Origin of the sequence: Oerskovia enterophila (genome assembly GCF_001692445.1) — a bacterium.
Classification (GTDB): domain Bacteria; phylum Actinomycetota; class Actinomycetes; order Actinomycetales; family Cellulomonadaceae; genus Oerskovia; species Oerskovia enterophila.
This window is the reverse complement of record NZ_MAQA01000080.1, coordinates 1-11,752: the sequence shown is the minus strand read 5'-3', so window position 1 is coordinate 11,752 and position 11,752 is coordinate 1. Positions and strand designations below refer to the sequence as shown.

Annotated in this window: 12 protein-coding genes and 1 pseudogene; 7 read left to right on the top strand and 6 right to left on the bottom strand. The window is 72.6% G+C overall.

Annotation, left to right across the window (positions count from 1 at the left end; genetic code table 11):
- Together OERS_RS20850 and OERS_RS19535 are read right to left on the bottom strand one after the other, a co-directional pair.
- Positions 1-531, bottom strand: a pseudogene (locus OERS_RS20850) (hypothetical protein); the annotation flags it as partial.
- A gap of 115 nt (positions 532-646) precedes the next feature.
- Entirely contained in the window at positions 647-1,927 is a 1,281-nt protein-coding gene (locus OERS_RS19535; protein WP_248948779.1) for an MFS transporter, read from the bottom strand.
- Positions 1,928-2,153: 226 nt separating this feature from the next.
- On the opposite strand from OERS_RS19535, the gene OERS_RS19530 reads away from it, so the two are divergent.
- Both OERS_RS19530 and OERS_RS19525 read left to right on the top strand, forming a co-directional pair.
- Positions 2,154-2,858, top strand: coding sequence for a DUF1361 domain-containing protein (locus OERS_RS19530; RefSeq protein WP_068627682.1), 705 nt, complete (start codon positions 2,154-2,156; stop codon positions 2,856-2,858).
- Positions 2,859-2,941: 83 nt separating this feature from the next.
- Positions 2,942-3,424 carry a hypothetical protein gene (locus OERS_RS19525; protein ID WP_068627681.1) on the top strand — a complete coding sequence of 161 codons (483 nt, stop codon included), beginning with the start codon at positions 2,942-2,944 and terminating at the stop codon, positions 3,422-3,424.
- Positions 3,425-3,472: 48 nt separating this feature from the next.
- On the opposite strand, the gene OERS_RS19520 is transcribed toward OERS_RS19525, so the two are convergent.
- Positions 3,473-3,775: a hypothetical protein gene (locus OERS_RS19520; RefSeq protein WP_068627680.1), complete on the bottom strand. Its 303-nt coding sequence runs from the start codon at positions 3,773-3,775 to the stop codon at positions 3,473-3,475.
- 144 nt (positions 3,776-3,919) lie between these two features.
- Positions 3,920-5,002 carry a LacI family DNA-binding transcriptional regulator gene (locus tag OERS_RS19515; RefSeq protein ID WP_068627684.1) on the bottom strand — a complete coding sequence of 361 codons (1,083 nt, stop codon included), beginning with the start codon at positions 5,000-5,002 and terminating at the stop codon, positions 3,920-3,922.
- 260 nt (positions 5,003-5,262) lie between these two features.
- Between OERS_RS19515 and OERS_RS19510 the strand changes: the two genes are divergently transcribed.
- From OERS_RS19510 to OERS_RS19490, 5 genes are all read left to right on the top strand, one after another.
- Positions 5,263-6,006, top strand: coding sequence for a glutamine amidotransferase (locus OERS_RS19510; protein ID WP_056644776.1), 744 nt, complete (start codon positions 5,263-5,265; stop codon positions 6,004-6,006).
- A complete protein-coding gene (locus OERS_RS19505; RefSeq protein ID WP_068627679.1) occupies positions 6,006-6,962 on the top strand; it encodes a ribokinase in 957 nt (318 codons plus the stop codon). Before OERS_RS19510 ends, OERS_RS19505 begins: the two co-directional genes overlap by 1 nt.
- Before the next feature lie 137 nt (positions 6,963-7,099).
- Entirely contained in the window at positions 7,100-8,182 is a 1,083-nt protein-coding gene (locus tag OERS_RS19500) for a DMT family transporter (RefSeq protein ID WP_068627678.1), read from the top strand.
- Entirely contained in the window at positions 8,179-9,228 is a 1,050-nt protein-coding gene (locus tag OERS_RS19495) for a phosphotriesterase family protein (protein WP_056644783.1), read from the top strand. Before OERS_RS19500 ends, OERS_RS19495 begins: the two co-directional genes overlap by 4 nt.
- Positions 9,229-9,439: 211 nt before the next feature.
- Positions 9,440-9,877 (top strand): YdeI/OmpD-associated family protein, encoded by a 438-nt coding sequence (locus tag OERS_RS19490; protein WP_068627677.1) that lies wholly within the window; start codon positions 9,440-9,442, stop codon positions 9,875-9,877.
- A 50-nt stretch (positions 9,878-9,927) separates the two neighbouring features.
- Here OERS_RS19490 and OERS_RS19485 read toward each other — a convergent pair whose 3' ends face one another.
- A complete protein-coding gene (locus OERS_RS19485; protein ID WP_139107955.1) occupies positions 9,928-11,385 on the bottom strand; it encodes a serine hydrolase in 1,458 nt (485 codons plus the stop codon).
- Between the two features lie 67 nt (positions 11,386-11,452).
- Positions 11,453-11,752: DUF4235 domain-containing protein (locus tag OERS_RS19480; RefSeq protein WP_248948776.1), on the bottom strand; the 300-nt coding region annotated here is incomplete at its 5' end.

The following is an 11,752-nucleotide window of genomic DNA, read 5'->3' as shown; positions in this document are numbered from 1 at the left end:
GGTCGTGGGTGGGGCGTCGGCGAGGGTGGCGGGCGAGGGCACCGTCGCCGTGGGAGCCGCCGCGATGTCGCCCACGACCCGGAGCGTCACGGGTGACGCGGCGCTCGCGGTCGCAAGGTCCGCGCTGCGGACCGCGTACCCGTCCATGGCCGAGGCGTCGAAGCGGGGCACGTCGAGGAGCGAGCGGACGTCGTGCGCGAGCACGCGCCGCGCGGGGGTCCCGGTCGCGAGCGCGTCGAGGGCGACCTGCTCGGCGGCCAGCGGCGCGACCAGCGTCAGGACGTGGTCGCGGTACTCCTCGACCGAGTGCACTCGCCCGGCAGCCGTGTGGTCGGTGGGCGAGCGGCCCTCGGGACGGCTCGTCGAGCTCGCCGGCGGGTTGCAGCCCGGCGTGGACGTGTCGTCAGAACGTGGCCGGTCTGGAGCCCGGTGGGCTTCTGACAACTCGCCCGGCTCGGACGTGTCGTCAGAACGTGGCCGGTCCGGAGCCCGGTGGGCTTCTGACAACTCATCGGAGGCGCGCGGGTCCATGGAGACACCGTAGGCCGACGCGCCGGGCGAGGGGCCACGCGTGGCGACACGGCGGACGAGGACCGTCCGAGGAGCGGGCCGTGCCGCTCGTCAGCCGCGGGTGCCGCGCCGCCCGTCAGCCGCGCGTGCCTCGCCGCACCGGTCCCAGCGTGAAGAGCAGCGTGACGAGTGCCGTCACCGCGAGGGCCGCGAAGCCCAGGCCGTAGTCCCCGTTGAGCTGGTACACCGCGCCCATGATGAGCGGTGGGATGAACCCGCCGAGGCCGCCCGCCGCGCCCACGAGGCCCGTGACCGCGCCGACCTTGTCCTGCGGGGCCACCTTGGCCACGAGCTCGAACGTCGCGCCCGACGACGCGCCGAGCCCAGCAGCGAGCCCGAGGAACGCGACGGTCCCGAGCGGCACCAGGTCGGGCTGGAACGCGACGACCGCGGCGAGGACCGTCACGACCGCGAAGCACACGACCGACACGGGGATGCCGCCGAACCTGTCCGAGAGCGTGCCTCCCACGGGCCGCATCGCGACGGCGAGGACCACGAACCCCGCGGTCCGCGCGGCGGCGTCGGCAGCCGTCAGGTCGTAGGCGTTCACCAGGAAGGTCGGCAGGTAGACGCTGAACGCCACGAAACCGCCGAAGCCCACGGCGTAGAGCCACGAGAGCTGGAGCGTCGCGGGCAGCTTGAACGTGGCCCAGGTCCGCGCGAGGAAGCTCCCGTGCGCGGCAGGGACGCGGCCCGGGGCGTCGCGCACCAGGAGCCACGAGACGACCGCGTAGACGGCCAGGACGCACGCCACGAGCACGAACGGTGCGGTCTCGCCGTACGTGTCGGAGATCCGCACGGTCGTGAACGCCGAGATCGCGGTACCGCCCATGCCGATCCCGAAGATCCCGATCGCCGTCCCCCGCCTCGCCGGCGGGTACCAGGCGTTGACGAACGGGACGCCGACCGCGAACGCCGTACCGCCCAGGCCCAGGAAGAAGCCACCCAGGATGAGCATCGGGTAGCTGTCGGCGACGAAGCCGATGAACAGCACCGGCAGGATCGTCGCTGCGCTGACCAGCGGGAACATGATCCTGGCCCCGAACCGGTCCGTGAGCGCACCGACCGGGATGCGGCCGAGCGAGCCCACGATGACCGGCACCGCGACGAGCACCGACTGCTGCACGGCCGACAGGCCGAGCGCCTTGCTGTACGCGCCACCGAGCGGGCTGATGAGGGCCCACGCCCAGAAGTTCACCGCGAAGCCGATCGTCGCGAGCGTGAGCATCAGGGTCGCTGAGCCGCCGGGTGCGGCGCCCGTGGGCGTCGGGGTCCCGGCACCCCCTGCCGCGGGCGTCGCGTCCTTCCCGGGGCCGGGAGCCGCCGGCGGCGTCGCTGCTTCGTCGTGGTGCGTCACTGTGACTCCCGGGGTTCGGTCGCCCGTCCTTGGACGAATCGGTGGAGCTCGAGATTCCCGCGCGACCCACGCTAGCCGCGGGGGTGACGTGTCGCGCGGGCTGGCGGAGGCGCCGTCGGGCCCTACCGTGGTCTACCTGACCGCGGCCGGGCCGCTCGGTCCCCGCCCGCGCGGCCCGAGCGGCACCCGCGCCTCACCTGCCCGCACCGCACCACGAGAGCCCACCATGAACCTGCTGTTCCTCGGCGTGATCCTCCTGAACGTCTTCGCGTTCGCGCTCGTCCTCCTGCGCGCCCCGCTGTTCCGCACCGAGGTCTACCGGCCCATGCTGCTCAACATCGGGCTGTCGGTGCTGCCGGTGTTCGTGCTGACGTTCTGGATCGTCGGCGACCTGGCGCTCAGCGCGGCCGGAGCGCCGACGTGGCTCGTCGTGACCGTCGCGGCCGCCGGGCTCGTGGTCTGGCTGCTGCTCCTGCCCAACGCCGGGTACCTCGTGACCGAGCTCAACTTCAGCCACCGCAAGGACGGCGAGGACGTGCCGCTCTGGTACGACATCGTCGCGGTCCTGTCCCTCGCGATGTCCGGGGTCCTCAACACCGTGGTCAACATCTTCCTGGTGCAGATGTTCGACGCCGTGCTGCGCTACCCCGACGACCCCCAGCCGTTCGAGCGACCGGCGTCCTGGTTGGTGGTCGCGGTGGTCCTCGTGCTCGTCTCGTTCGGCATCTACCTGGGTCGGTACATCCGGTTCAACAGCTGGGACCTGGCGCACCCGGTCGGCTTCCTCCGGAAGTTCCTCGGCTACTTCCGCGCCCCGGGCAAGGTGCGCGACGCGGTGCTCTTCAGCGGTCTGCACACGGTGTTCTTCGCACTCATCTACCTGATCGTGATCGGCTCTCTCCTGGAGACCCTCACCGCTGTGGCGGGGTGAGCCACGACGGGGCCAGGCCAACCGGAATGAGCGGTCTCGGCGATCTGGTTCTTTTCTCCTGATAAGCCCTATGCTCACGTGCTGTGACGGCACCCGAGTACATCGAGACCACCCGACGACGCATGGTCGATGACGGCTGCGAGGTGGGGTGGGAGCAGGTCGGTCCCGTGCAGGCCATGGTCGGGTACAGGGCGAAGTTCGTCCCCGCCGCGATGTCCCGTACCCATGTCGTCACAGCGGTCGCGCACTTCGCGCCGTCCCCGCTGGACGTCGACCTCTACACGCGGGACGTCTCGACGTTCGCCAAGCAGCGCAGCCGCTCGCTGCGCGGCATGCAGTCGGGGGTCGGTGCGTTCGCGGTGATCGTCGCCGACGGCGTCACGCCCGAGCTCGTCGCCGCCGCCACCGTGAAGCCGCGCCTCGAGTTCGCGGTGATCGTCCAGCCCGTCGTCGTGGACCTCGCGGCCCGCCAGATCCACACGTTCCGGGGACGCCGGTTCATCGGCGCGGCGCTCAACGGATTCCTGCGGCGCACGCTCGACGCCCAGGTCCAGGCGCCCGTCTGACGGGCCGAGGTCTCTGCACCGAGGCGCCGCCGAACCGTCGCGGTCGGCTCAGCGGGGCGGCTCGTTGCCGGGCTTGGGCGGTGAGTACGGTGCCGGACCCGTGTAGCGCTCGCCAGGGTTCCGGGTCAGTGCGCGCACGGTGAAGGCCGCCGCGACGAGCCCTGCGCCCAGGTAGTGGGCCACCGACACGAGGGACGAGACCGGTTGGAGGATCGTCTGGAAGACGGCGCTCCCTGACGAGTAGACGAGCTCGGAGACGAGCGGCGGGAGCACGAGGTTGCCCACGACTCCTGCGACGATCAGTCCCACGCCCCACCAGAGGAGTGCGGTGGCGCTGAGCCTGGGGGGCATGGGCGGTCCTCTCGACGGGCGGGCCCGGCGGCGTCGCCAGGACGGGGCCGGCTCCGCCTCGACGCCGAGGTGGGGATCACCGGTGCGTGGACACTATCGGACGGGGTGCCGCACGGGGGTGCGCCGCGCGTCGAGGGCAGGACGTCAGGCCGACGGCGGCGCGACCGATCCGCGGATGACCAGGTGGAGCGGGAGGACCGTGCGTGCGGGCTCGAAGCCCGTGGCAGCCCCTCCTGTGCCGGCCGATTCCTGCGCCTCCCGGCGGGCCATGGCCCGCTCGAGCGCGTCGACCGCGGAGAGCGCGAGCGCCGCGACCGGCTGCTCGAGGGTCGTGAGCTGCGGGCGCAGCCACTGGCCGATGCGGATGCCGTCGCAGCCCACGACCGACAGGTCCTCGGGGATGCGGATGCCGTGGAGCTCGGCCGCGCCGAGCATGCCGACGGCCACGATGTCGCTGCCGACGAACACCGCGGTGGGCGCGCTGCCCGGTCGGGTGAGGTACGGGAAGGTCGAGGCGCCGAACTGCTCGGTGTACGGGCCGTGGCGGATCAGGTCGGGGTCGGCCGTCAGCCCGGCGTCGGCCAGCGCGTCGAGATAGCCGCGCTTGCGTTCCTGGGTCGTCGAGAGCTCGGACGGGCCCGCGACGTGCGCGATGCGGCGGTGCCCCTGCTGGATGAGGTAGCTCGTGGCCTGGTACGCGCCGCCGTAGTTGTCGACCGTGACGGTGTCCACCGCGAGGTCCAGGTCGATCTCCTCGTCGATCACCACGACCGGCAGGCCGTCCGCGACCGCGCGGGCCAGGCGCTCGTCGGTGCGGCTCATCCCGAGGTAGATGAGGCCGCCCAGGACGTCGGTGCCGCCGATGAGCGGGCTGAGGCCGCCGTTGCGCTCGCCGTGCTTGCCGGAGACGGCGACGACGAGGGGGATCTGGCGGGAGGCGGCGAGATCCGCACACTCCTCGGCGAGCGTCGTGAAGAACGGGTTGGTGAAGTCGGGGACGACCAGGGCGACGACGCCCGTCCCGCGCGCGGGCGATCCCTGCGGGGGCGTGACCGACCGGGAGCTGCGCGCGACCCGTCCCGGCGTGGCGCCGCGGTAGTCGAGCGCGGCCACCGCGGCGTCGATGCGTGCGGCGGTCTCCGGCTGGACGTTGAGCTGGCCGCGCAGGTAGCGCGAGGCCGTCGAGGTCGAGACTCCCGCGTGTTGCGCAACTTGCGTCAACGTCATGGTGTCCACCCCTCTGCTCGTGCGCCCGGCCGTCGGATGCTCCCAGAGCCTATCGCTGCGCTGGTCGTGGGCGCGTCCGGTGTCCAGGGAGCGCTGTGATCGTGCGGCATCTCGCGGGGCCCGAGAGGTGGAGGCGTCCGTCCGACGGGTCGCCGGTTGACACGAGCCTGACGCACACCTAGGTTGTTGCGCAACAGCAACACAACATTGCGCAACGTCGCCGATGTGCGGCCGAGCCCGAACCGTCTGAGGAGAACCGCATGAGCCGCGTGCTGCTTGCCGGAGAGTCGTGGATCAATGCCGCGACGGACTACAAGGGCTACGACGCCTTCCCGCACGCCCAGCTGGAGATCGGCTGCGCCAAGCTGCTCGAGGCGCTCGCTGCCGAGGGCCACGAGGTCACCCACCTGCCCTCGCACCTCGTCGCGACCGACTTCCCGTCGACGCTCGAGGAGCTCGACGCGTACGACGTCGTCCTGCTCTCGGACATCGGCGCCAACACCCTGCTCCTGCCGCCCGTCGTGTTCTCCGAGGGACGCCCCTTCCCGAACCGCATCAAGCTCCTCGCCGAGTGGGTGCGTCGCGGCGGCGGCCTCATGATGGCCGGCGGCTACCTCAGCTTCCAGGGCTTCCAGGCCAAGGCCAACTACCACGGCACCGCGGTCGAGGCCGTGCTGCCCGTCGAGATCCTCCCGTACGACGACCGCGAGGAGACCCCCGAGGGCATCGGCGGCGTCCTGACCGAGGTCGAGCACCCCGTGACCGCGGGCCTCGACGCCGAGTGGCCCATCCTGCTCGGCTACCAGAAGCTCACGGCCAAGGCCGACGCGACCGTCCTCGCCACGATCGAGGGACGCCCGCTCGTCGCCGTGCGCACAGAGGGCGAGGGGCGCACGCTGGCCTTCGCGTCCGACATCTCCCCGCACTGGGCCCCCCGCGAGTTCATGGAGTGGTCCGGCTACCCGAAGCTCTTCGGCCAGGCCGTGACCTGGCTCGCAGGCTGATGAGCGCCGTCCCCGGGGGGCTCACCACCCCCGAGATCACGGTCGTCGGCAGCCTCAACATGGACGTCCGGCTGACCGTCGACCGGATCCCGCGCTCGGGCGAGACCATCAGCGCGACCGGGCTCAAGCGCTCGCCCGGCGGCAAGGGGGCCAACCAGGCCGTCGCCGCCGCGCGGCTCGGCCGCCGCGTCGCGATGGTCGGGGCCGTCGGGGACGACGACGCGGGCCGCGAGATCACGGCCCGGCTCGTGGCCGAGGGGCTCGACGTCACGTCGGTCGCGGTGTCCGAGCACCCCACCGGCACGGCAGTGATCCTCTGGGAGCAGCCCGAGTCGACCATCGTCATCGAGGCGGGCGCCAACGCCGACGTCGACGAGTCGTTCGTCGACTCGCGCGACTCCGCGGTGCGCGCCGTCACCGACGCGCCGGTCGTGCTGTGCCAGTGCGAGACGCCGCTCGGCTCGCTCGCCGCGGTCACGCGTCTCGCGACCGGGACGACCATCCTCAACCCGGCCCCTGCGATCCCGGTCCCCGCCGAGATCCGCGACCGGTTCGACGTCCTGGTCCCCAACCGGTTCGAGCTCGCGACCCTCGCGGGAGCGGACGAGGCCCCCGAGTCCCTCGCGGACGTCGTGGCCATGGTGCGCGGGCTCGCCTTCCCGGGCGACGTCGTCGTGACCCTCGGTGCCGACGGCTCGGTCGTGGTCCCGCGTGACGGGCTCCCGACCCCCGTCCCCGCGGTGCGCGTCGACGCGATCGACACCACGGCCGCGGGCGACAGCTTCTGCGCAGCGCTCGCCGACGGGCTGCTGCGTGGCGAGGACCTCGTCGGGGCGGCCCGCTGGGCTGCCCGCGTCGCGGCCGTCACGACCACTCGCGACGGGGCGATCGAGTCCCTGCCGCTCGCCGACGAGGTCCCTGCAGCCCTCCCGGAGGACGTCGCACCGGGGCAGTGACCCGCTCGGCCCAGCACGACCCGCACGACCCGCACGACCCCCACCCAGCCCGACCACTCAGCGTCGACCCAGGGCTGGCCGTTCGATCGGTCCACCGATCCGACGTACCGTCGAAAGATGAAAGGCACGGCCAAGCAATGAAGCACACCACGCCGGAGACCGCCTCCCGCTCGGGAGGCGCCCAGACGGCCGCCCCGTCGCCCCAGCGCAGCAAGGTCAAGAGCACCGCGACCGCGCTCCTCGTCCTCGCGACCGTCCTGGCCGGGGCCCTGGGCCCCATGCAGGCGGCGGTCAACGGTCAGCTCGGCAAGACGATCGGAGACGGCCACGCGGCCGCCCTCATCTCGTTCGGCACGGGACTGGTCCTGATGTTCGTCATCGTGTTCGCGCGTCCCGTGACGCGTCGCGAGGCGCTCGCGATCCCGCGCCTCATCAAGGGCCGCACGATCCCGTGGTGGAACTTCCTCGCCGGCCTGTGCGGCGCGGTCATCGTCCTGTCCGAGGGCGTGACGGTCGGCGTCCTGGGCGTCGCGACGTTCCAGATCTCGCTCATCTCGGGTCTCGTCATCTCGGGCGTGATCTGCGACCGCCTGGGCGTCACCGCCTCGGTCAAGCAGCCGCTCACGTTCTTCCGCCTCGCGGGCGCGGTCCTCGCGATCGTCGCGACCGTCATCGTCATCTCGCCGAACTTCTCGGCCCCGCACACGATCGCCCTCGCGATCATGCCGTTCGTCGGTGGCCTCCTCGCCGGCTGGCAGCCCGCGGGCAACGCGGCCGTGGCCGACGCCACGGGCTCGATGCTGGTCTCGATCGGCTGGAACTTCCTGGTCGGCTTCACGGCCCTGGGCATCGCCTACGCGATCCGCGCCATGACCTCGGGTGTCGACTTCCAGCTCCCCGGCTCGTGGTGGATGTACCTGGGCGGACCGCTCGGCCTGCTCTCGATCGCGCTCATGGCGCTCCTGGTCCGCGGGCTGGGCCTGCTGCTCCTGGGCCTCGCGTCCACCGCGGGTCAGCTCGTGGGCTCGCTCCTCATCGACGCGGCCATCCCCTCGCTCGGTCACACGATCTACGCCGCCACGATCATCGGCACCGTGATCGCGCTGATCGCCGCGGTCATCGGCATGATCCCGTCGGGGAAGTCGCCGGAGACGACCGCGGACACCGCAGTGGCCGCCGCCGTCGGCGGTGGTGAAGCAGGAGAGGTGAGCCCGCGATGAACGTCACGCCGGTCGGGTTCGTCCAGACGGTCACCGGACCCGTCGCCGCGCAGGACCTGGGGCTGACCCTGCCCCACGAGCACCTGTTCAACGACCTCTCCGGTGTGCTCGACGCGCCGAGCTACGAGTTCTCCCAGGCCGTGGTCCGCGAGCCGGTGTCCGCGTCGGTCGCCTGGGCGCTGCGCCAGGACCCGTACTGCTGCGCCGACAACATCGCCGACAAGCCGGTCGCTGCCGTCGAGGCCGAGATCCGCAGCTTCGCGGCCCTCGGCGGCCGGACCGTCGTGGACGCGACGTCGAGCGAGTCGATCGGGCGCAACCCCGAGCGCCTGGCGGACGTCGCGAGCCGCACGGGCCTCAACGTGGTCATGGGGGCGGGCGCCTACCTCGAGAAGTTCGAGGGCGAGCGGATCACGGTACAGGCCGTGGACGCGCAGGCCGCGGCGATCTCGCGCGAGCTGTCCGACGGCGTGCGGGACACGGGCATCCGCCCGGGCGTGATCGGCGAGATCGGCGTCTCGCCGGACTTCACCGCGGGGGAGCGGGCGTCGCTGCGGGCCTCGGCCCTGGCGCAGCTCGAGCACCCGCAGGTCGCGATGCAGATCCACCTGCCCGGGTGGCAGCGTCGCGCGCACGAGATCCTCGACCTCGTGCTCGACGAGGTGGGAGTGCGGCCGGAGAAGGTCGTGCTGTGCCACATGGACCCCTCGGCCGAGGACCCCGAGTACCAGCGGGCCGTCGCGGAGCGGGGCGTGTGGCTCGAGTTCGACATGGTCGGCATGGACATCACCTACCCCAAGGAGGGCGTCTCGCCCGACCCGCACACGACCGCGGGCGCGGTCCACCGGCTCGTCGACCTGGGGTTCGCGGGGCAGGTGCTCCTGAGCCACGACGTGTTCCTCAAGCAGATGTGGGTGCAGAACGGCGGCAACGGCTTCGCGTACGTGCCGACCGTCTTCACCGAGATGCTCGCCCGGCGCGGCGTCGAGCGCGAGGTGCTGCGCCGGCTGACGCACGACAACCCGGCGGCGATGCTGACGGCGTGACCGGGTGTGACGGTGTGACCAGGTGACCGCGAGGTAGAACGTGCTGCGCGAGGTAGTGCGCGGTGCGTTCTACCTCGCGCAGCACGTTCCACCTCGGGCCCAGGCTTCCCCACCCCCGTTCCCTGTCCCAGGCTTCCAACCCGGCCCGACGGCGGGGCGAGCGTCGAGCGGTCGGCGCGCGACGTCGTCGGGCCGGTGGAAAACTCGGCCCATGCGATTCCGGACGACGATCCTCCAGAGCGGCAAGACGGCCACCGGCATCCCCGTGCCCGACGACGTGGTCGCCGCGCTCGACGCGGGCAAGCGCGTCCCGGTGCGCGTCACGCTCGGCGGGCACACCTACCGCAGCTCGGTCGCGCCGTACCAGGGGCGGTACATGATCGCGCTCAGCGCGGAGAACAGGGAGGCCGCCGGGGTGTCGGGCGGCGACGAGGTGGACGTCGAGATCGAGGTCGACGACGCACCGCGCGAGGTCACCGTGCCCGACGACCTCGCGGCAGCTCTCACGGCCGAGGCGCGTGCGGCGTTCGACGGGCTGTCGTTCAGCCGCCGGCGCGCGCTCGTCGAGCCGATCGAGGCCGCGAAGACCCCCGAGACCCGGCAGCGGCGGATCGACAAGGCTGTCGCGGAGCTGGCTCCCGGCGCGTAGGCCCCACGACGGAGATCCCGGGCAGGGTCGAGGCCGGGGCAGGACGACGGTCAGCCCCGGTCCCCGGGGGCCTCGCGCAGCTCGCCCTCCTTCGAGCCCGCCGCCCCACCCAGCAGCGCGAACGCGCTCTCCGCGGTGTCGACCAGCACCATCGGGTTCGCGAGCACGGCCGGGTCCGTGGCCGCGAGCTGCACCGTCACGACGTACGTGTCGCCCGCGGCGTCCTCCGCGAGCCACGAGCCCGCCAGGACGCCGGGCGCGCTGCCACCCTTGAACGCGACGTAGGGCCAGGCCTTCGCGTCGACCTCGATGCCGGGGTTGACCGAGAGCACCTCGCGCACCACGGGGTCCTGCTCGCCGCGGTCGTGCAACCAGACGTGCGCGGCGCACAGGTCCGACGACGTCGCGAACCAGTCGACGTCGTCCTGCCAGACGGGCGTGGTCACTCCCGCGGGGTCGACGGCGAGGGGCCCGCCAGGCAGCGCGTCGAGCATCGCGCGCCGTCCCGCGGTGTCGGCCGCCGCCCACCCGGTGGCCTGCGACGGTGAGCCCCAGGCGATCGCGAACGCGTCGCGGGTCGTGAGGAACGGGGTGTTGAGCGACGGGTCGGCGTGCCCCAACGTGGCCTGCGCGCGTTCGACGGCGTCACGCCCCACGGCCTGGACCAGCAGGTCGGTCGCGGTGTTGTCGCTGATCGAGATCATCAGCTCGGCCGCCTCGCGCACCGTGACCGCGGTGCCCGTGGGCGCGTCCTGGAGCTGCCCCGAGGGCAGGGACCGCACGTCGTCGGTCACGGTCAGCTCGTCGTCCCAGGTCAGCGTCCCGGCCTCGACGGCCTGCGACACGGCGCCCAGCACGTAGAGCTTGAAGATCGAGCCGAGCGGCAGCACCTCGTCCGGGTCCGAGCCGCCAGGGACCTCCTCGACCGCCTGGCACGTCCCGTTGTCCAGGACCCGGGCCACGAGCAGCGAGCTCTGCGCGTCCACGGCGTCGAGGCGTTCGCCCAGCTCGTCCCAGCTCGCCGCGGGCTCGCGGTGCGGGTCGTCGCCCGGGCCGAAGAACAGGGTCTCGATACGGCTGTCCGCGTCGACACCGATCTGCATCGTGAAGAACTGCCCGCTCGCCCCGACGATCGTCAGCGCGGCCTGCTTCTCGCCCGCGTCGACCACGTCGACCGAGACCGGCACCCACTCCCGGTCCGCGCGGAGCTGGTCCAGCACGGGCACGAGCTGCGCGGCAGGCACCTGGTCCAGGAACGACCGCGCGAACCGCCGATCGAGCGTCGCGGCGTCGGGGGAGGCGTCCGCGTTGAGCACCTCGAGCACCCAGGCTGCCGCCTTGCCGACCGTGCCGCCCGGCAGCGCGACCGCGGTCGGGGCCACGCTCGGCGTGGGCGACACCTCGGAGCCGTTCCCGGACGACGAGCACCCGGTCAGTGCGAGCCCCACGACGAGGAGGCCTCCTACGAGGGGTGAGCGACGGCGTCGGGCGGCAGGAGAGGAGGGCATCGAGACACCCTACGGAACATCCGTCACGCGGCGGGCGCTGACCCGCCGGAGCCGCCCGACCCCGACCTCAGGACGCGCGGGCCGCGAGGCGCGTCACGACGCGCTTGGCCTCGCGCCCCGCGAAACGGCGGGCGAACACGCTCGCGGCCGCAGCGGCCGCTGCGAAGGTGACGGCGCTGATGATGCTGACCTCGGGGTCGTCCAGGTCCTTGGGGGCGTCGTGCCCCGTGGCCTTGGCCCACGCGAAGCTCACGACCTTCTGCGCGACCCAGCCCGCGGCCAGCGTCAGGGCGACGGTCGCGACCTTCTCGGTGAGGGTCTGCTCGTTCTCGGCCATGTGGACCTCCAGATGAGGGTGGGCGGGCGG